Here is a 19236-nt window from a genome sequence, read left to right as displayed (position 1 = left end):
GGGCCTTAGGCGAGTAGCCTGAAGAGCGTGCGCATCTGGTCCGTGAAGGTGGCGAAGCTTCCCTGCAGCACCCTGAGGAAGATGGGGAGGGAGATGCCGAGGAGGAGGAAACCGATCCCAATGTTTAGCGGCATGCTCACCATGAAGACGTTCATGGCCGGGAAGCTCCTGGCAACGATGCCAAGCGCCACGGTCGTCGCCAAAAGGGCCACCGAGACCGGCGCCGCGAGTTTGATCGCGATGACGAAGACCCCGGTGCTCGTCTGGGTCATGAACTTCAAAAGCCCCCCGCTCACGTGCCAGGCCCCGAGCGGGATCACCTGATAACTCTCCACCATCGCCTTTATGAAGAAGTGGTGCACGCCGAGCGAGAGGAAGATTAGGGTGGTGAGCGCTCCCTGGAAGATCGCCATGGTCGGGACGTTGTTCTGGGTGGTCGGGTCGAACTGTGCGGCGATGGAGATCCCCATCTGGGTCCCCACCAGCTGACCGCAGAGCTCCACCGCGGCGAAGACGAACTGCGAAATCGCCCCGAGGGTGAGCCCGATGAGCGCTTCCTGCACCACCAGGAGGATGAGGGAGATGGAGTCGTTCGCCGCGGTCATCGCCTGCGGCCGGATGATCGGGAAGATGAGCAGGGTCAGGGCGAAGATGAGCACCGCCTTGACCCGGTTCGGTACCACGCGGGCGCCGAAGATCGGGATCGCCATGAAGAGCCCCGACACCCGGGCAAGGACGAGGCCGAAGGGGATCAGGTCGGCCAGGGTGCTCAAGGGGAGGGAGCCGAACACCTAGTGCCTCATGTTGGCGATCATGCCGTAGATCTCGCGCGTGAAGTCGCTCATGTACATCATCATCCAGGGGAAGAAGACGACCATGGCGACCATGACGGCGATGATCTTCGGCGCGAAGGCGAGCGTCGCCTCGTTGATGGAGGTCACCGCCTGGAAGATACTGACGAGAAGGCCCACGACGAGGGCGCAGATGAGAAGCGGCGCCGAGAGGAGGATCACCGCCTCGAAGCTCCGCCTGCCGAGTTGCACTACCATTTCCGGGGTCATTACTAACTCCTTATCCGAAGCTCTTCACCAGCGATCCGATCACGAGCCCCCAGCCGTCCACCAGCACGAAGAGGAGGATCTTGAAGGGGAGCGAGATCATCACCGGGGGCAGCATCATCATACCCATCGACATGAGCACCGAGGCGACCACCATGTCCAGCACGAGGAACGGGATGAAGATGAGGAACCCGATCTGGAACGCGGTCTTCAGCTCGCTCACCATGTAGGCCGGGATCAGGGTCATGGTCGGGATGTCGTCGGCGTTACGGGGCCTCGGGAGCTTGGATAGGCTGATGAAGAGCGCCAGGTCCTTCTCGCGCACCTGGGAGAGCATGAACTTCCTAAGCGGTGCCACGCCGCGCTTGAGGGCTTCCTCCTGGGTGATCGTGTTCGCCTTGTAGGGCTGCAGCGCCTGGGTGTTCACCTGCTGCCAGACCGGCGCCATCACGAAGAAGGTGAGAAACAGCGACAGCCCGACGATGATCTGGTTCGAGGGGGCCTGCTGCGTCCCGAGCGCCGAACGGAGAAAGGAGAGCACCACGACGATGCGGGTGAAGGAGGTGGTCATCATCAGGAGGCTTGGCGCCAGCGAGATGACCGTCATCATGAAGAAGATCTGCAGCACCACGGAGACGTCGCCGGGCTTGCTCACCTTGCCGACCCCGACGCTTACCGTGGGGAGGGAGAGGGGCTCGGCACCCGCAGTCGCGACCAGAACGAGGGAGAGGGCCGCCAGAAGAACGACCCCGAGGATCTTGTCAGCTTTCACGCACATCCACCGCTTTTCCTTAACTGTTCGAGCGGCGCCTCCCTGCGCGGGAGCACACCCTTGAGCGCCGCCAGCTTGTCCTTGAGCCGGTCCGGTACGACCAGCCCGCCGACGCCTTCGGGGACCACCTCGATCTCCTCCAGCATCTCCACCTGCTTGATGAGGGTGACCCCCTCGCCGCTGTTACTGAGGAGCAGGTACTCTCCCCCCACCTCCACCAGCATGAGCGACTTCTTAGGCGCCAGGTGCTTCGTCTCCACCACCCGGATGTAGCCGCCCCGGTTCCCCTGCGGCATCTTCAGCAGGCGCCCGGCTAAGTAATAGAGGATCAGGATGATCCCGATCACGAGCATGAGCGATCCCGCCATCTGGGCCATGCTCCCCACCAGGTCGGGCCCGCCTTCGGCGTGCGCCGCCCCGGGGAGGGCGAAAAAGAGGGCGGTTACTGCGGCAAGCGTTCTCATAGCACCTTGTCCACCCTTTCGTTCGGGCTCACGATGTCGAGGAGCCTGATGCCGAACTTGTCGTTCACCACCACCGCCTCGCCGCGCGCCACGAGCTTCGAGTTCACGAAGACGTCCAGCGGTTCGCCGGCAAGCTTCGTGAGCTCCACCACCGACCCCTGGTTCAGCTGCAAAACGTCCCGCACGAGGAGCTTGGTGCGCCCGAGCTCGACGGTCAGCTGCAGCGGGATATCCATGATGAAGTCCAGGTTCTTCACCTGCGGGACTTCCTTTTGTTCGTCCAAAGCGAGTTTTTCGCTCAATCCTCACCTCCAGTCAGGGTACGCGTGATCTGTACCGCCTTGTTGCCGCCGCTTACCCCGGCAATTCCCATAAACTTCTTGGTCCCCCCCACCTTCACCACGAGCTCGTCCTTGCCGCTTGTGTCGAGCATGACCACGTCACCCGCCGTGAGGCCGGTAAGGTCGGCGAGCGATATGGTCGCCCCACCCATCTCGACCGAGATGTCCATCGGCGCCCCCATGAGTTCCTCCGAGAGGCGGTAGGACCAGAGCGGGTCCACCACCATCATGTCCATCTGCACCCCGCGCTTCAGCTTGTCGCGGATCGGCTCGATGGTCAGGAAAGGGATGGCGAGGATCATGTTCCCCACCGTCTCCTCGATCTGGATCTTCATGCTCATGGTGACCACCTGGTATTCGGGGGGGACGATGTTCACCAGGCGCGGGTTCATCTCCAGGCGCAACAGGTTCATGCTCGCCGGGCAAAGCGGCGCCCAGGCGCGCTCCAGGTCGGCCAGCGCATCCTTGACGATCTTCTCGACGAGGCGGAGCTCGATCGAGGTGAACAGGCGGTTCATCCCCTGCCCGGACGGAACACCGGAGCCACCCAGGATGCTGTCCACGATGGTGAAGACCAGGGTGCTGTCGAAGGCGATGAGGGCGGCACCCTTCAGGGGGTCCATCTTGTAGATCGCCATACAGACCGGCGAAGGAAGCACGCTCAGGAAATCCCCGAACTTGTAGGGGACCGCCTCCTCCTTCTTGATGTCCACCATCCGCCCGAGCCGGTTCGACATGGTGACCCGGTTGTAGCGGATGAAACCGTCGTAGACGATGTCAAGGTTCGGGATGGCGCGATGAGCCTCGATGTCGAGCAGGTCGAACTGCTCCGCCTGAGGCCCTTCCTTGGCGAGCTCGTTCTCCGGGACCAGGGTCCCGTCGAAAACGGCCGCCACGAGGGCGTCAATCTCTTCCTTGGTGAGGAGTTTTTCCATCGATGGCACCTTTTACTGCACCACGTATTCGGTGCGGCGAACCCGCGCGGTCTTTTCCGAGTGGAGCTCGCGCTCGAGGACCAGGGTCCCGCTGAACACGGCCGCCACGAGGGCGTCGATCTCTGCCTTGGTGAGGATTTTTTCCATCGAAAGCCCCCTACTGCACAACGAAGTCGGTGAAATAGACCTTGGTTATCTTGCTGGGCGGCACCACCTTGGAAACGGCGGCGAGGATCTGTTCGCGCAGCTGGTTTTTCCCCTGCAGGTCCTGGATCTCCTGCATGGTCTTCGTGGTCAGGAGGATGAGGATGGCGTCCCGAAGCGGTGCGAGCTTCGCGTCCAGCTCACCCTTGGCCTGGGGGTTGGCCATCTCGAACTCCACCTTGATCTTCAAGTAGCGCAGTTCCTGACCGTCGTAGATGTTGACGATGAAGGGCTCCAGGGGGTAAATGGTGCCGCCGACGGCAGCCCCCCCCTCGCCCCCTTCCTTGGCCGGCGCTCCATGCTCCCCACCTTCCGCCTTCGCCTCGACCTTTGCGCCTTCGGGAGCTTTCTCCTTCTTGCTTCCTCCCATGAAAAAGGCGGCTGCCCCGCCGATGGCGAGGACCGCCACCACGGCGCCGATGATGATGAAGAGCTTCTTGTTGTTCTTTTCTGGGGTCTCTGGGGCCTTTGCCGGTTCGGCCATGCTGGGTTCTCCTTTTAAACAGCGAGAGCTGGTGTATTCGGTTTGAACACCCTTGCAACCGAGATGCCAGATCCGCGAAGCCGCGCCTGTTATGACGGCACGGGCGCCGGGCGGCACCGGCTGAACGCCTTGCAAACCCTTATGTTACGGCGCGTTGCACCATATCACTATGTATCGTGATGTGCCGGGGAATGAGCCCCCCCTATGCGGCGGCCGGAACCGGGTCAACTTTTTGACCGGCACGCAGTTGCTCCAGGCTGCCGGTGCGGCGCACGCGACGCAGGGAGCGCATTTCCCGCGGCATGCGGGATACGGGAGCGGAAACGAAGGGGATGGAGCGCGGAAAGAGCGGGCGCGCGTGAGCGGGACGCGGGTGTCAGAGCTACGACGTCGGGGGCGGCTTTGACGCGGGGAAGGATTGGGGGCGCGGCTTGCGCCGCGCCCCCGGTTTCGCTAGCGGATCAGCTGCAGGACTTCCTGCGTCATCTGGTCCGTGGTGGTGATGGTCTTGGAGTTGGCGGAGTAGGCCCTCTGCGTGATGATCATCTTGACGAACTCGCTCGCCATGTCGACGTTGCTCTGTTCGAGGCTGTTGGAGAGGATCTTCTCGCTCACGCCGTTGGCCTTGTTAGAGGCAAGGGAGAAGGCGGTGGTCGGAACGCCGGATTCGGTGGTCGCCTGGTAGAGCGAGCCCCCCATCTTGGTGAGGGCGGTCGGATCGGAGGCGGTGACCAGGGCAAGGCGCTGCACGGTGGCCGCGTTCGCGACGGTCGCAGGAACACCGACCGCCCCGGAGGTGTTGTAGTAGTTCTGGGTGATGCCGTCGGTGGCGAGGTAGGTGATGAGCCCCGAGTTGTCGACGCTGATGATCTTGCCGAAGTCGGTTGTCGGCGCGGTGCCGGAGTTCACGAACTTGATCGGGTTCCCCTGGGTGTCGAGCACCTGGTAGCCGTCCGGGTTCACCAGGGTCAGGTTGTTGTCCACCTGGAAGGCGCCGGCGCGGGAGAGAAAAGCGGAATTCTGGGTGCCGATGGGGAAGGTCGCGGTCGGCGGTGCCAGCGCGAAGAAGCTGTTCCCCTGGATGGAGAGGTCGGTTACGTTCTCCGAGGTCTGGGTGGAGCCTTGGCTGAACATGTTCTGCACTACCTGCATCTGCACGCCTTTACCGATCTGGGAGCCCCCGCCGACGTTCTGGGAGAGCATATCGGAGAAGAGGGTCCTTGCCCCCTTGAAGCCTACGGTGTTGACGTTGGAGATGTTGTTGCCGATAACGTTCATCGCTTCGCCGTTCTGGATGAGACCGGTAACGCCGGTAAACAGTGCGGAAGTAACGCTCATTTTTTTGCCTCCTTGGGCTTAGGTTGTGGGACGCCTCTGTCGGTCGGTGTCCCGCGGGCTTTCCTTCTGGAGGGCCAGCCCGTTTCGTTTGTCGTGTTTAGAAAAATACTGCCGAGTCGATGTTGGTGAAAACGTTTCCTTTCATCCCCTGACGATCCATGGCGGTGACGACTGTCCGGTTTTTGACGCTTACCACGAGGGCCGCGTCCCCCATCAGGATCAGGGACTCCCTGCCGCCTTTTTGCGCCACGCTGTCCACCGCCCCTTCCAACTGCTTCATGTCGGCGTCGGAGAGGGTGATGCCGCGGGATTTCAGGCGCTCCTGGGCGTGCTGCGACAGCTTTACCGGCTGACCCGGGAGTTTCTGGTCCAGGACCTGGGCGAACGCTGTGCCGCTCCCGGTTCCCTTGGCGGCGGGCTTGTTCCCGTTCGCGTTGGGCTTTACCGGTGCCTGGATTGGTTGGGGAAAGAGGATGCTGTTGTCGATCATCCTAGGCCCCCTCGGCTACCGAAGTGACATCCGTAAGGTTCAGCTTGAGCGATCCGACGGAGAGTACCGGTGTGGCTCCGGACATGTCCACGCCGTTCACCCTGCCGCGCACCAGCCCCGTGCTGGTGACCGTGTTGCCGGTTGCATCCTTTGCCGAGACGCTGAAGCTGTAAGCGCCCGGGGTGAGCGTCGCGCCGGAGCTGTCGGTGCCGTCCCAGCTCACGCTGTTGTTCCCGATGCCCTGCGACCCGCCGTCGATGGTCTTCACCACCTTGCCGTTGGCGTCGAGGATCGAGACGGTGACCGTCGTGGCGCTCCTTGCCAGGTTGTAGTTGACCGTGGAAGCGCTCCCGGAGGTGAGCTCCACCTGCGAACCGGCTGCCTCCACCTCCTTGCCGATCAGGGATACCGCCGCGAGGGTTCCCGCGTTGTTCCCCTGGGACAAGATGCTCTGGAGGTTCGTGTTGGTGTTGTAGGCCTGCTCGACCTGGGTCAGCTGGGCCAGCTGGGAGATGAACTGCGTGCCGTCCTGCGGATTCAGGGGATCCTGGTTCTGCAGCTGGGTCACGAACAACTTCAGGAAGTCGTCCTTGTTCATCCCGGTTGCCTGTTTCATGGCGGCCGCCGCCTGCGAGGTACTTGCCGCCGATGTTGCATCGGTAATCATGCCTTCCTCCTTTTTAGAATCTCACGTCGAGCAGGCTGTTGACCTCGGCAGTCAGATAATTGACTCGCGGTGCATCCTGGCCGTCGTACCCTGCACCCCTGGCGAACCTTTGGGGCTGCTGCTGTTTCTGGTTCCCTCTCTCCTCGTTGAGCGGGCCGTTGAAGCCGCCACCGCCGGTGGAGACGTTGAAACCGTCCATGGTGAGATTCTTGCCGGAAAGGGCCTCCTTGAGGGAGTCGAGGTTGCCAAGGAGCAGGTCCTTGACCATCCGGTTGTCGGCCTGGATTTCGACGTTCAGCCGGTTGTTCTCCATGCGGACCTGGATCTTCAACTCGCCCAGTTCACCCGGGTTCAGCCGGATGCTCATCTGGCCGTTCCCCTTGCCGTCATGGGTCACCACCCCTTCCTTTACCTGCGCCAGTATGCTCTCGTGCAACTGGGTTCTTGCCTGCGCCTGTTTCGCTTCGACAGGCACCGTGTCGGCGGTGTTGCCCTGCGCCACTACCCCGGCGCCGAGCATGTGCCCGTTTTGCTGCTCGCCTTTTTGCTGCGTCCCGCCGCCATGGCCTTCCGAAGCCTCACGAAGCGCACCCGTTTCCGGGGTCAGCTTGCTTGCCGCGGGTGTTGCACGTCCGGTGCCGGAAACCTCTTCGCCGGAGTTCTTCGCCGCGCCGGCCTGCAAAGCCTGCTCAGCGCCGCGCCCTTCCTTGCCTGCGGGGGACTCGCCGTGGCGCATCTCCCTGTGCTGCTGGGCCTTCCCAGTCGCGGGATCGGCGTCGGCGGAAGCCTGGGTCGTTTGCTGATCCGCGCCGGCAACGTTCTCCTTCTTGCCCTCGCCGGAGGCCACCTTGACCTCGACCGCTGCCTGCTTTGCCGTCGTTTCTCCCGTCGTTTCCCGGGTCGCGCCGTCAACGGCGCTGGAGGTTTCCTTGGTCGCCGTGGCAGCGTCCCCCTGTGTCGGGGCCATCGCCTCGGTTGCCGTGTCGCCGGTAACAGCAGTTGCCGCCGTCTTCGCGTTCTCCGCCGTCTGCCCGGAGAGGTCGCGTACCGGCATGGCGACGAACCGCCCCTCCCCTTGCTGCCGCGCGGAGAGACGCTCTGCCGCTGCCGTCTGATCGGCAACGACGGATGTTTTGGCCGCCTCGGGAAGCTCCTTGGGCTGCGCCACCTTCCCGGACGCCTCCTGCGCCTGGGGCTTCTCGACCTGCGCCCTTTCTGTGGCGCCCGTCGGAGTGATAACCTTTGCTCCCCGCTCCTCGCGGGTAAGCTGCGCCGCCTCGGCCTTCTGGCCTGTTTCGGCTCCGGTCGCCGCGCCCATAAGAGGCCGGTCTCCGGTTTTTTCCTGCTTCGCTTCCTGCCCGACTTCCTGCTTCACCGCCTGTGCGGCCTCGGGCTCCCCGCCCTGGGGACCTTTTGACTCAGCATCAGGCTGCTGCAGCCGCTGCTGCAGGGCTTCCAGCCTGGAGAGCGCCTGAGCGCCCGCCTCGTCGGCGTTGCCCACGCCTTGGTTTTGCTCCTGGTGTGACGCCACTTGCGCCATCGCGACGACCAGTCCCGGGTTAGGGTCCGGGTTGAGCCCCGCCGGGACGTTTTCCTGCGCCGACCGCACCAGGTCGGTAGAGTCAGTGTCCTGCACGGGTGTTGCCGCGTCCTCGGTCGCCGCCACCTTTTGTGAAGGTGCCTCGTCCCGAGTCCCCGCGGTCGCGGCGACCTCTTCCTGCGCTGCCGCGCCTTCGGAAACCGTCTGCTCCTGGCGTCGCCTCGCTACGGCCGGTCCCCCCTCGTGGGAAACCGCTCCCTTGCGGGGGGCGCCCTGCGACGACTCACCGGATTGGATGCTGCGTGAAGCAGCGGCCGCCTCGCGCCGCTCGGGCTGCGGTGCCGCTTCGGCCTTCGCACCGGTTTCCTTCGCGGATTTGCTTTCCGCCGCCGGTTGCTTCGCCTCCGCTTTGTCCTGGGTTGAGGCCTGCGCCTGTTTCCCCTGCAGCATCTGCTGGAAGCCTACTGCACCTGAAAGTGCCGCTGGTGTTGCCGTCCCAGCCGGAGCCGCCGGGAAGGCGTCTGGAATAAATGCTGCGTTTTGAATCATCATCTCGTATCACCTCCTTTTTGTTTGGCATTACGGCGGTATCCACCGCCGGTCGAATCCGCCCGGACGAGCGGTTCATTCCGTATCTTCGCCTACTTGCCGGCGAGGTTCAGCCTGGTCCATTCAAGGACCCGCGGCTGGCTGATGAAGGGGATGAGCTTGACGGCGGTCTTTTGATCCATCTGGTTCAGCATCTGGATCACCATCTTCTCGTTCAGCTTGTTGAGCAGGTTACCCGCCTCCTCCGGCTTCAACCCCTTGTAGATCTTGATCATTTTCTTGTAGCGCTCGTCGTCCTGCTTGTTCTTCGCGGTAAGCGACTCCTCGATCCCCTTCTTGGCCGCGTTCAGTTCTGCGACCCTGGCGTCGAGCTTGGCGGAGAGACGGTTCAGCTCAGCCTCCTTCGCGTTCAGCGCCGCTTCCTTCTGTGCCAGCTGCTGCCGTTTCGCCTCGAGTGCCGCGGCCTCTGCGGAAGCCGCGGAGCGGGGAGGGTTCTTCACCTCGGCCGCCTGCACCGATGGCCCTTCCCCACCACCGCTTAAAAGCGGTAGCGCGACGAGCGCGACGGCGGCGGTCCGTAACACCCCTTTCACTTACGCCCCCTCCCCTGGACCGCGATCTCGTCCAGGAAGGCGCGTTCCCGGTTCAGCTGTTCCATCCTCAGGTCCCGCATCTTCTTCTCCTTGAAAACCTCAAGGGCCTTCTTTTCCTTCGCCGCGGCCAAAAGGGCCTCGCGCTTTTCCTGCACCGCCTTCTCGAGAACCACCAGGCTCTCCCGCAACTGCAGGATTTCCTGGCTCTTACGTCTGGAGAAGTCACCGTAGAGCTGCAGGTCCTTCGCCTCGATGCCGTTCATCTGGCGCTCGGCGCATTCCTTTTCCCGCTGCTCCATCATGGCCTTTTCGTTTTTCAGCCGATCCCTGGCGTTCTCGTGCTGCTGCTTCGCCGCAGCGAGTTCCAGCTGGTGCATCTTCTCCACTTCCTTGCGGAACTTGAGCACCTGTTCGAGTCTGAATTCCTGTCCTGCCATGGTCTTTCCTCCCACCTCCGCCCCACCTTCGCCAAGGCTACCCACCTCCGCCAAGGCTACGGTGGGCAAGCTCCACTGGGTGTATTCAGCCCACCCCCCGTGGCGTGTTCAACTATTTCCTGATACTGCCGAGGGCGGCGTGTCAAAATCCCGGCACGCGGCCGGGGGCCGCAGAGCATGCTGCATAAAGTGTGCTACTCAAAGATCCTCGCGAGCGCCTCGATCGATTCCTCGAAATTCACCTCGTCGGCCACGTCCTGCTTCAGGTACGCGACCATCCGGTCCATCCTCGCCACCGCCGTGTCGATCTTCGGGTTACTCCCCGCCTTGTAGGCGCCGATGTTGATCATGTCCTCGGCCTGCCGGTAGGTCGCCAGGGTCTCCTTGAACTGCCCGGCAAGCGCCCGGTGTTCCCTCGTGGTCACGTCGCTCATGACACGGCTCGCGCTGTTTAAGAGGTCGATCGGGGGGTAGATGTTGCGGGCGGCAAGCTCGCGGGTGAGGATGATGTGCCCGTCGAGGATACTGCGCATCGCGTCGGAGATCGGCTCGTTGAAGTCGTCCCCCTCGACGAGGACGGTGTATAGGCCGGTGATGCTACCGCCCTGGAAGTTGCCGGTCCGCTCCAGAAGCCTCGGGAGCGCGGCGAAGACACTCGGGGTGTACCCCTTGGTGGTCGGGGGCTCGCCGATGGCAAGCCCCACCTCGCGCATCGCCATGGCGAAACGGGTGGCGGAGTCCATCATGAGGAGCACCTTCTTCCCCTGCGCCTGGAAATACTCGGCGATGGTGGTCGCTATGTAGGCGCCGCGCATGCGCACCAGGGGCGGCTGATCGCTCGTTGCCACCACGACCACCGATTTTCTGAGCCCCTCCGCCTGCAGGTCCTTCTCGATGAACTCGCGCAGCTCGCGGCCGCGCTCGCCGATCAGGGCGATCACGTTGACGTCCGCCTCGGTGTAGCGGGCGATCATGCCGAGAAGGGTCGACTTGCCGACGCCGGAGCCCGCCATGATGCCGACCCTCTGCCCCTCGCCGCAGGTCAAAAGGCCGTTGATGGCGCGGATGCCGAGGTTCAGGGGCTTCCTGATCGGGCGGCGCTTCATCGGGTTCACCGGCAGCGCGTAGATCGGGTACTCGTCCACCGTCTCGATGGGCCCCTTGTCGTCGATGGGGTCCCCGAGACCGTCGATGACCCGCCCCAGAAGGGCAGGTCCCACCCCCAGGGCCGCCTTTTCGCGCCGGACCGAGATGACGCTGCCAAGCCCCACCCCCCTCAGCTCGCCAAGCGGCATGAGCAGGGTCTTGTTCTCGCGGAAGCCGACCACCTCGGCGGGAATCGGCGCGTGCCCCTCGGAGTGCACCTCGCAGACGCTGCCGACCGCGGTCTCCGGGCAGAACCCCTCGATCACGAGCCCCACCACCTGGGTCACCTTCCCGTTGAAGCGCACCGGCTTGGCCGCCTCGACTACCGGCAGGTAGCGTGCCAGATCAATCCCCACCGTTTTCATCCTCCCGCCGCGCGTTTCTCTCCTCGGAAAGCCGGCGCATGATCTCCTCAAGCTGGGCGTCGAAGCCGGCGTCTATGTTGCCGCGCACCGTCTCCACCACGCACGCGGCGGGGCCAAGCGTCGGGTCCTCGCGCAGGACGATCTTCTTGCGGTCCCGGGTGAGTGCCTGGAACTGGGGCGAGTAGGCCACCACCTGGTACTCCTCCGGGTTCAGCCGCACCACGATCTCCCCCTCGTCGGCGGCAAGCTCCACTGCGCCGTGCACGAGGTTCGCGATCAGACCCGGATCGATGGTGAGCTCACGCATCATCACCTTGCGGGCGATCATCGCCGAGAGCTTCAAGAGGTCCTCCTCCGCCTCGTGCATGAGCTGGCCGCGCACCGCGCCGGTGGCAAGGAGGGCCTGGGCCATCGCCTCGCTCACCTTGGCAAGATCCTCCTCGGCCTGCTGCTTCCCCTTCTTCATCCCTTCCGCGTGCGCCTGCTGGATCCTCCTGAGCGCATCCTCCTCGGGGACCATGACGGGGGGAACCTCCGGTTCCTCTTCCTCGGCCGGCAACGACTCCTCGCCGGCCAGGGAAACCTGGCGGAACACGTCCTGCCCCGGGGGGGGGACCAGCTCGTTACCGAGCGGCTCCAGGATGAAGGTCTGGGACTCGAGCCCCTTCCTGATGATCTTAGACGAGGACATCTTCCGCCCCGCGTCCGGCGATGACCACCTTCCCTTCCTCCTCCATCTTCCGGACGATCTTGATGATCTCGCTCTGCGCCTTCTCCACGTCGGAGAGGCGTACCGGCCCCATGACCTCCAGGTCCTCCTTGATCATCTCCGCCGCACGGCTGGAGATGTTGCGGAATATCTTGTCCTTCACCTCGTCCGGCGAAGTCTTCATGGCGAGGGTCAGGGTATCGTTGGAGACCTCGCGCATGATGGACTGGATGGCGCGGTCGTCCAGCTTGAAGATGTCCTCGAAGGTGAAGAGGTGCTTCCTGATCACCTCGGCCAGAGGCGGGTTCATGGTATCGAGTTTGTCCAGGATCTTCTTCTCGCGGCTTCTGTCGAGATGCGCGAACATGTCGACCACCTTCTCGACGCCCCCCACCTTGAAGCGCTGCACGCCGCCCAGGGCGGTCAGCTCCACCCGGATCACCTCGTCGATCTCGGCGAGGATCTCGGGGGAGACCTGGTCGACCTCGGCGATCCTGATCACCACCTCGGCCTGCAGCTCCTGCGGCAGGAGCGAGATGATCTCGCTGGTCTGCTTAGGTTTCAGCTTGGCGAGCACCACGGCGATGGTCTGCGGGTGCTCCTGGGAAAAGAAGTTCGCGATGGTGCGGGGGTCCATGGTGGAGAGGAGGTCGGCCATGTCGCCGATGCCGGAGGTGCGGATCTCCTGCAGCAGGGTCTCGGCACGCAAGGGGCCGAGCGCCTTCTCGAGGATCTTCTTGACGAACTCCTCCCCCTGGGAGAAGAAGCCGGTCTCGGGGTTCGTGATGTCGGTGAACTCCTCCACCACCGACGCGATCTCCTCGCGCGGCACGTGGCCAAGTTTCGACATGCTCTGGCTGATCCTCTTTATGTCGCCGTCGTCCATGTGGCCGAAGACCTTGGCGGTCGCCTCGGGGCCCAGATATAAAAGGAGTATGGCGGCCTTTTCGGCTCCGGTCATGCTGCACCTCTAGGGGTCGTGGATTTCATCTAGTCCTTGCGCGTCAGCCAGTTCTGCAGGATCTGGGCGGCCTGGTAGGGGTCCTGCTTGACCTTCTCCACCAGCTCGATCTGGGTGACCCGCATCTTCTCCTGGGCAAGCTTCTGCATCTCGAGCATGTGCGCCTGCTCGGCGTCGTCCTGGATCGGCATGAAGGAGGAAGCGGGCTTCTCCACCTTGAGCGTCTTCAGAAGCGGGCGGATCACGAACAGGATCAGGGCGAGGAAGCCGAGCCCGATCAGGCCGTTTTTGATCAGGGCCTGCACGATGGGGGCGTCGTACCACTGGGGTTTCTCACCCGCGCCCTCGCCGGTCTCCTGGAAGGGGATGTTGGCCACGGTCACCTGGTCGCCGCGCTCGGCGTTGAAGCCGACCGCGCTCTTCACCAGCGCCTCGATCTTCTGCATCTCGTCCGGGGTGCGCGGCTGATATTTCGGGGTCGCCCCGGGCTTGGCGCCGACGGGGAGGTCGTACTTGCCGTCCACCAGCACGGCGATCGACACCTTGGAAAGCGCCCCCACCGGCTCGATGATGCGGGCCGTGGAGCGGCTCACCTCGTAGTTAAGGGTCTCGTCCGTCTTGGAACCGCCGCCGCTTTGCCCCGCGGCGCCCGGCGCGGTGCGCCCGAGGTTGGTCTGCGCTCCCGGGACGCCGCTCGCGGTGGTGGTCGTGCCCCCCTTCTCCTCGCTTCTCTGCTCGCTTCTGACCGCCGCGGACTCAGGGTCGTAGCGCTCCTCGTACTTCTCGACCTGCTTGAAGTCGAAGGCCGCGGTGACGCGGGCCACGCACTTGCCGGAGCCGACCACGCGGTCCAGAAGGCTCTGCAGCTTGTCTTCCTGGGTCTTCTCGAAGTTCCTCTGGGTTTCCTGGCGTGATCCGGTCAGCTTGCTGGCGGGGTCGGAGGCGGTGTTGCCGGAGAGCATCTTGCCGCGGCTGTCCAGCACGGTCACCTGCTCGGGGTCCATCCCCTCTATGGAGGAGGCGACCAGGTGCACGATCCCCTGCACCTCGGAATCCCTGAGGCCGCGGTTCGACTTCATCTTGAGCACGACCGAGGCAGTGGCCGGTTTCTCGGCGTCCTTGAAGAGCGTCTTCTCCGGGATGGCGAGGTGCACGCGGGCCGACTCGACCCCGGCGATCTGGGCGATGGTGCGCGAGAGCTCACCCTGCAGGGCGCGCTGGTAGTTGAGCTTCTGCACGAACTCGGTCATGCCGAAGTTCTTGCGGTCGAAGATCTCGTACCCTACCCCGCCTCCCTGGGGGAGTCCGTCGCTCGCCATGGAGAGCCTCAGGTCGTAGACCTTGTCCGAGGGGACCATGATCGCCTTGCCGTCGTCGGTGATCTGGTACGGCACCTTCTGCTCTTTCAATTTTTTGACGATCTCGCCGGCATCCTCGCTCGTCAGATTGGCGAAGAGCGGACGGTAGTCCGTCTTGTTCGCCACGGTGATGAGCGCCGCGAACGCGAGGAGCGAGACGAGCGCCACCCCCCCGACGACGAGCCGCTTCCCGGTCGACAGAGCGAGAAAAGGTTCCAGCAATTTTTTAAGCCCTTCCGGCATGGTGTCTCCAAGTTATGCAGGTTATACCGGCATCCTCATGATCTCCTGGTACGCCTCGACCGCCTTGTTGCGCACCTGCGTCAGGAGCTGGAAGGAGATGTTCGCCTTTTCCACCGCGAGCATGACCTCGTGCAGCCCTTTCCCCTCGCCGGTCGCCATCGCCTGGATCGACTTGTCGGCGGTCGCCTGCTGCTCGTTCACCTTGGAAACCATCTCCTCGAGGAACGTGCCGAAGCCGACGGTGGGGTTGGCCTGGGTGGCCTGCGCCTCCTTGGCGGGAAACGCCTGCGAGAGGCCGTCTACCTTGGTGAGTGCCGAAATTTCCATTGCCATTGATTACCTCCTCGCTAGCGCAGCAGATCGAGCGTCTTGAGAGCCATGCTCTTCGCCGCGTTGGTCGCGGTGATGTTCGCCTCGTAGCTGCGGCTTGCGGTGATCATGTCCGCCATCTCCTCGACGACGTTGATGTTGGGATAAGCCACGTACCCGTTCGGGTCTGCGTCCGGGTGCCCCGGCTCGTACTGAAGCCTCGGGGGGCGCTGGTCCTCGTTCACCTGGGTCACCTGGACGCTGCGGGCGTCGTTGGCGCGGGAGAGTGCCGCGCCGAAGGAGCCGGCCTCCTTGAGCGGAGTGGCGGTGAAGACCGCGTCCTTGCGCCGGTACGGGCCACCTTCCGCGGTCCTGGTGGAATTGACGTTGGCCAGGTTGGAGGAGATGAGGTTCATCCTGGTGCGCTCCGCGGCCAGGGCCGAGGCACTGATGTCCATCGAGGTGAAAAAGTCCATTATAAGGTACCCCTTATCGCCTGCTTCAACTCATCGAACTTCTTGGTGAGGAGCTGCACGCTGGCGTTGTACATGATCTGGTTCTCGGCCAGACGCCCCATCTCGGTCTCCATCTCGACGCCGTTGCCGTCCGGCCCCGTGGTGCGCGTGTCGACCTCGACCACGTCCCCTTGCACCCTTTCAAGCGACGCGGCGCGCCCCTTGAGCGGGATGTGGCGCGGGTTGGTGACCCCGCTCTCCTTCGCCCCTCCCTTGATGGCGCTCTTCAACTGGCTCTCGAAAGAGACGTCGGTGGGCGTATAGCCGGGGGTTTCCACGTTGGCGAGGTTCGACGAGATCATCGTCTGCCGTTTGGCCCTGAGATCCAGGGTCTTCCCCAGAAGTTCAACGGTCGTCCCGAAAATTCCTTGTACAGGCATGTGCTTCCTCCTTGTCGCCAAGCTGCAGCAGCAAAAGCCGTACCAGCGCGACAGGTCCGTGTTATCGGCAGCTTGCACGCGCCAGCAACGACAAAGTCATATTTCTGACAGAGTCAGGGAAGTTCTCCAGCGATCTTCATGCGCCAGTTGAGGTCGTTCAACGCCTCGCCGGCCAGCTTGCCCCAGGTCCCGCCCATGCCGGTCGCTTTCTCCCAGCTCGCCTTCGCCTCGCGCACCGCCCCGAGCTTTACCTGCAGCTCCCCGGCCTTGAACAGGAACTGACCCACCATTTCGCCGCCGGCGACGCTGGCGCCGACCTGGCAGGCCGCGAGGGCGTGCGGGTAGTCCTTCACCTCGGCGAGCTCGACGGCGAGGTTGTAGTAGGCGTCCGGGAGGAGGGGATTGCCACTTTTCGCGCCCGTCGTGAAACGGACGAGACTGCGCACCGCGCCGCCGTGGTCTTTGGCGGCCTGCAGCGCCTTGCCGAGGTAGTACTCGCTGTCGGGGAGAGAGGCCTTGGCCTTTGGCGCCTTCAGGAAGGCCAACTGCGCCGCCGTCCCGGGAAGGTCCCCCTTCTCGAAGGCGAGCCGCCCGAGCTGCTCCCGCACCTTGCCGAGATTGGGGTCGCGCGGGTAGCGCCCGAGGAAGTCGCGCGCCGTCGACTCGGCCAGCGGCGCGTTCCCTAAAACGACCGCATCGTCCACCATGCGCGAAAGCATGAAGGGGGCGCTCGAAGCCGCCCAGTTCTTGCCGTCAAGGTAGTTGAAGAGCTCCAGCTCCTGCGCCGTCTTCCCGGTCTTCTCGAAGGCCTGGGAGAGCCGCGGCGCGAAGCCGGCGTCGCCGAAGCAGCGGGAGAGGTACTCGCGGTTGTCCATGGCGAGGCGCACGAGCGCGTCGTCGTTGCCGGCCGCGGCGGCCTCCTGGTAGACGGGGAACAGGATCTCCTCGCGCATCTTGCTGAGGACGGTGGAGAAGATGCCGCGGGGGTAGCGCCGGTTGTAGGTCACCGCCGCTTCGAGCGCATCCTTCGGGGGGGCGTAGAGCGCCAGCAGCAGCGACATCTTGAAGAGCGCCTCGTCACGGGAGGAGGGGTCGCCGGGCTCGCCGTAGATGGCCTGGTACTTGGTGAGGAGCTGCCGGTACCGGTCGCGCGAGATCGAGAAGAGTGCCCGGTCGGCAAGCTTTAAGCGCGCCCGACCCGCGGCGGCGCTCCCATGCGCGTACATCACGACGCTGCGGTACATGGCGAGCGCCGCCTCCTTCTGTCCGTTGCGCTCGATCAGGTCGGCGAGCCGGTTCAAAAGTTCGGCCTGGTACGGAGTGCCGATGTAGCGGTCCATGAGGTGCAGCAGCATCCTCCTCGCACCGGGGAAGTCGCCGGTGCGCGCTAGAGCGTCGGAGTAGGGCTGCATGAGCTCGGGCGCCTGGTTCAGGTACCCGGGCCAGAGGGCTTCGGCATTGCGGAAGGAGGCAAGCGCCTCCTGGTGCCGTCCAAGCTTCTCGTATGCCTCGCCCAAGCGGTAAGAGGCGAGCGCCTTCACGCGGTCCCCCTTCTTGTCGAACACGGCGAAGACGTTAACCGCCTCCTCGGCGCGGTCCCGGTACAGGAGGCTTTCCCCCTGCTGGAACAAAAGCGCCTCCCCCTCGGGGAGGAGTTCTTTCAGGAGTTTCCCATCCGTCGGGGAGAAGGGAACCCCGCCCGGCTCGGCGTCGAAATCGCGCACGAAGCGTTCGGTGCCGGCTAGAATCGGCTCGCGCCCCGGTGCTATGTCCACCGGATTCACGCGCTTCATCGCCGGCCCGATGTCAATGGAAAGGACGCTCGGGTTGGCGCAGGAGACCGCCTGCGCCGTGGCATCGGCCACGCGCACCGGGACCGAGACGTTCAGTACGCCGCGCGCCTCGGAGGCATTGACACCGGCGATGAGACGGTCGTTCAGGTTGCGCAGCTTTTTGAAGCTCGGGGCGTCGGCATCGCGCACCTCGAGCCGGACCCGCCCGGGGAGGACGCGCAGCGTGTAATCCGGTGGAGAGAGGAAAGAGAGGCTGACCCTGGTGAACCCTTGGTGGGGATATACGGCGATGCGCAGCAGTCTATTTTGCTGCTGTGCGAAGGCGCCCGTCGGGAGCGCGCAGGCGAAGAGCGTCGTGACGAGCCCCAGGAGGAGCCACGGTCTGGTTTTGCGCGGGAAGCGGATCATGGGAGAGTGCATGGCAAAAGGCATGCCGTAGCGGCGCGGAACGCGCCGACATGCTAAGCTGCCGATACTGCACGATTTTATCTGGGGAGGTTTTTCCGGCGGCGGCGAAAGGGGGTTCGGCGCGCCGCGCCAGTCAAAAAAACTGCGGCGGGGGATGTTTTTTTGACTCGTGCGTCAGTGCAGGAATTTCGCCACCTTCTCGGTGAGCTCGTGCGGCTCGAAGGGGGGCATCACCACACCCTTCACGCCCGCCTTGAGCGCTTTGAGGACCGCGGTCCTGGTCCATTCGTGGGCGCAAAGGAGCACGGCGCCGCCGCTTCGGTCCACGAGCGGCACCACCCGCTTGCAGATGGCGAGGTCGCGGTCGGTGATGTTTTTGAGCGAGATGAAGGCGACCCTCACCTCCCCCTGGGCGAAGAGGCCCGGCAGATCGGCCCCGAGGGGGGCGTCGATGAGGTTCATGCCGCTGTCGGAAAGCCCTTCCACCAGCTCACGGCGCCCGTCGTCGTCCCCGAGCACCAGGATGGAGGCCACGGGAGCCGCCTCCTCGACCGCCGCCTCAGCCTCGGGCGCGGCCGCCTCGACCGCCGCCTCTTCCGGCTGCGGATCGAACAGGTTCGCCAGCGGGTGCGGGATCAAGATGTCCACCATGTTCATCTCATGCCCCTCGATCTGCAGGGGGGCACGATACATCAGGTATTCACCGTCCGGGAAGGGGACGTCGTCGGTGAGGGGATCGGTCCCCGGCACGTACTTCTGCGGCGGAAGGAGCTTCAGGTGCACCTTGTCGGGGAGGTTCGGCTGGAACACCGAGTTGAAGGAGCCGATGATCTGGTTGGCGATCTCGCCGAAGGCGTCCACGTCGTCCGGTTCCTGGATGGAAAGCCTGCGTTTCTCCTGGATCCTGGGCCCCGGGATCCCAAGGAGGATGGAGCTCATCACGATGGTGTCGCCCAGCGAGAAGAGGAGGTAGAAGAAGCCCGGATACGCCTCGCGCGACTCCACCCCGACCACGTAGATCGGGTTGTCCTCGTCACCCAGGTAGCTCTTGCGGTTGGTGTTCAGGACATCGGAAGCCGCCACGGACATGGCCTGGCCGAGGAGCATGCCGCTCTCCTCGCCCGCCTGCTTCATCGCGGCATCCAGCATCGATTGTAGTTTTTCGAATCCGGCCATT

General features: G+C 64.0%; 23 protein-coding genes. All 23 read right to left on the bottom strand.

Annotated features, from left to right (window positions below):
- Nucleotides 1–5: 5 nt before the first annotated feature.
- Nucleotides 6–791, bottom strand: coding sequence for a flagellar biosynthetic protein FliR (gene fliR / locus E4633_RS05400; RefSeq protein ID WP_135869212.1), 786 nt, complete (start codon nt 789–791; stop codon nt 6–8).
- The gene (fliQ, locus tag E4633_RS05395) at nt 792–1061 is read right to left on the bottom strand and encodes a flagellar biosynthesis protein FliQ (RefSeq protein ID WP_129124837.1); all 270 of its coding nucleotides are present in this window, start codon (nt 1059–1061) and stop codon (nt 792–794) included.
- Nucleotides 1062–1071: 10 nt separating this feature from the next.
- Nucleotides 1072–1830, bottom strand: coding sequence for a flagellar type III secretion system pore protein FliP (gene fliP, locus E4633_RS05390; RefSeq protein ID WP_281276074.1), 759 nt, complete (start codon nt 1828–1830; stop codon nt 1072–1074).
- Nucleotides 1827–2294, bottom strand: a complete 468-nt coding sequence (fliO, locus tag E4633_RS05385) for a flagellar biosynthetic protein FliO (RefSeq protein ID WP_135869211.1) — start codon at nt 2292–2294, stop codon at nt 1827–1829. The genes fliP and fliO overlap by 4 nt, the downstream gene beginning before the upstream one ends.
- On the bottom strand, nt 2291–2596 hold the full coding sequence (fliN, locus tag E4633_RS05380) for a flagellar motor switch protein FliN (RefSeq protein WP_135869210.1): 306 nt from the start codon (nt 2594–2596) through the stop codon (nt 2291–2293). Before fliN ends, fliO begins: the two co-directional genes overlap by 4 nt.
- The gene (gene fliM / locus E4633_RS05375; RefSeq protein WP_135869209.1) at nt 2593–3570 is read right to left on the bottom strand and encodes a flagellar motor switch protein FliM; all 978 of its coding nucleotides are present in this window, start codon (nt 3568–3570) and stop codon (nt 2593–2595) included. Before fliM ends, fliN begins: the two co-directional genes overlap by 4 nt.
- A 12-nt stretch (nt 3571–3582) precedes the next feature.
- Nucleotides 3583–3717 (bottom strand): hypothetical protein, encoded by a 135-nt coding sequence (locus tag E4633_RS20870; protein ID WP_281276075.1) that lies wholly within the window; start codon nt 3715–3717, stop codon nt 3583–3585.
- A 10-nt stretch (nt 3718–3727) separates the two neighbouring features.
- The gene (locus E4633_RS05370; protein WP_135869208.1) at nt 3728–4258 is read right to left on the bottom strand and encodes a flagellar basal body-associated FliL family protein; all 531 of its coding nucleotides are present in this window, start codon (nt 4256–4258) and stop codon (nt 3728–3730) included.
- Nucleotides 4259–4711: 453 nt separating this feature from the next.
- Nucleotides 4712–5596 carry a flagellar hook-basal body protein gene (locus tag E4633_RS05365; RefSeq protein ID WP_135869207.1) on the bottom strand — a complete coding sequence of 295 codons (885 nt, stop codon included), beginning with the start codon at nt 5594–5596 and terminating at the stop codon, nt 4712–4714.
- A 97-nt stretch (nt 5597–5693) separates the two neighbouring features.
- Nucleotides 5694–6086, bottom strand: a complete 393-nt coding sequence (locus E4633_RS05360; RefSeq protein WP_135869206.1) for a TIGR02530 family flagellar biosynthesis protein — start codon at nt 6084–6086, stop codon at nt 5694–5696.
- 1 nt (nt 6087) lies between these two features.
- Entirely contained in the window at nt 6088–6753 is a 666-nt protein-coding gene (locus tag E4633_RS05355) for a flagellar hook assembly protein FlgD (RefSeq protein ID WP_135869205.1), read from the bottom strand.
- Between the two features lie 13 nt (nt 6754–6766).
- Nucleotides 6767–8845, bottom strand: a complete 2079-nt coding sequence (locus E4633_RS05350) for a flagellar hook-length control protein FliK (RefSeq protein WP_135869204.1) — start codon at nt 8843–8845, stop codon at nt 6767–6769.
- Nucleotides 8846–8934: 89 nt separating this feature from the next.
- Nucleotides 8935–9435, bottom strand: a complete 501-nt coding sequence (locus E4633_RS05345; RefSeq protein WP_135869203.1) for a MotE family protein — start codon at nt 9433–9435, stop codon at nt 8935–8937.
- Nucleotides 9432–9872, bottom strand: coding sequence for a flagellar export protein FliJ (gene fliJ / locus E4633_RS05340; protein ID WP_135869202.1), 441 nt, complete (start codon nt 9870–9872; stop codon nt 9432–9434). Before fliJ ends, E4633_RS05345 begins: the two co-directional genes overlap by 4 nt.
- A 194-nt stretch (nt 9873–10066) precedes the next feature.
- Complete coding sequence (gene fliI, locus E4633_RS05335) at nt 10067–11374, bottom strand: flagellar protein export ATPase FliI (protein ID WP_246037916.1); 1308 nt, start codon at nt 11372–11374, stop codon at nt 10067–10069.
- Nucleotides 11364–12074 (bottom strand): FliH/SctL family protein, encoded by a 711-nt coding sequence (locus E4633_RS05330; RefSeq protein ID WP_135869200.1) that lies wholly within the window; start codon nt 12072–12074, stop codon nt 11364–11366. Before E4633_RS05330 ends, fliI begins: the two co-directional genes overlap by 11 nt.
- Nucleotides 12061–13053, bottom strand: coding sequence for a flagellar motor switch protein FliG (gene fliG / locus E4633_RS05325; RefSeq protein ID WP_135869199.1), 993 nt, complete (start codon nt 13051–13053; stop codon nt 12061–12063). Before fliG ends, E4633_RS05330 begins: the two co-directional genes overlap by 14 nt.
- Nucleotides 13054–13082: 29 nt before the next feature.
- Complete coding sequence (gene fliF / locus E4633_RS05320; protein ID WP_135869198.1) at nt 13083–14654, bottom strand: flagellar basal-body MS-ring/collar protein FliF; 1572 nt, start codon at nt 14652–14654, stop codon at nt 13083–13085.
- A gap of 21 nt (nt 14655–14675) precedes the next feature.
- Nucleotides 14676–14981, bottom strand: a complete 306-nt coding sequence (gene fliE / locus E4633_RS05315) for a flagellar hook-basal body complex protein FliE (RefSeq protein ID WP_135869583.1) — start codon at nt 14979–14981, stop codon at nt 14676–14678.
- 20 nt (nt 14982–15001) lie between these two features.
- Nucleotides 15002–15439, bottom strand: coding sequence for a flagellar basal body rod protein FlgC (gene flgC, locus E4633_RS05310; RefSeq protein WP_135869197.1), 438 nt, complete (start codon nt 15437–15439; stop codon nt 15002–15004).
- On the bottom strand, nt 15439–15858 hold the full coding sequence (flgB, locus tag E4633_RS05305) for a flagellar basal body rod protein FlgB (RefSeq protein WP_135869196.1): 420 nt from the start codon (nt 15856–15858) through the stop codon (nt 15439–15441). The genes flgC and flgB overlap by 1 nt, the downstream gene beginning before the upstream one ends.
- Before the next feature lie 113 nt (nt 15859–15971).
- Nucleotides 15972–18071: a tetratricopeptide repeat protein gene (locus E4633_RS05300; protein ID WP_246037915.1), complete on the bottom strand. Its 2100-nt coding sequence runs from the start codon at nt 18069–18071 to the stop codon at nt 15972–15974.
- A 162-nt stretch (nt 18072–18233) separates the two neighbouring features.
- Complete coding sequence (locus E4633_RS05295) at nt 18234–19235, bottom strand: response regulator (RefSeq protein ID WP_135869194.1); 1002 nt, start codon at nt 19233–19235, stop codon at nt 18234–18236.
- Nucleotide 19236: the final 1 nt, after the last annotated feature.

This window comes from Geomonas terrae (assembly GCF_004791675.1).
Lineage (GTDB): Bacteria > Desulfobacterota > Desulfuromonadia > Geobacterales > Geobacteraceae > Geomonas > Geomonas edaphica.
This window is presented reverse-complemented; position numbering and strand designations above follow the sequence as displayed.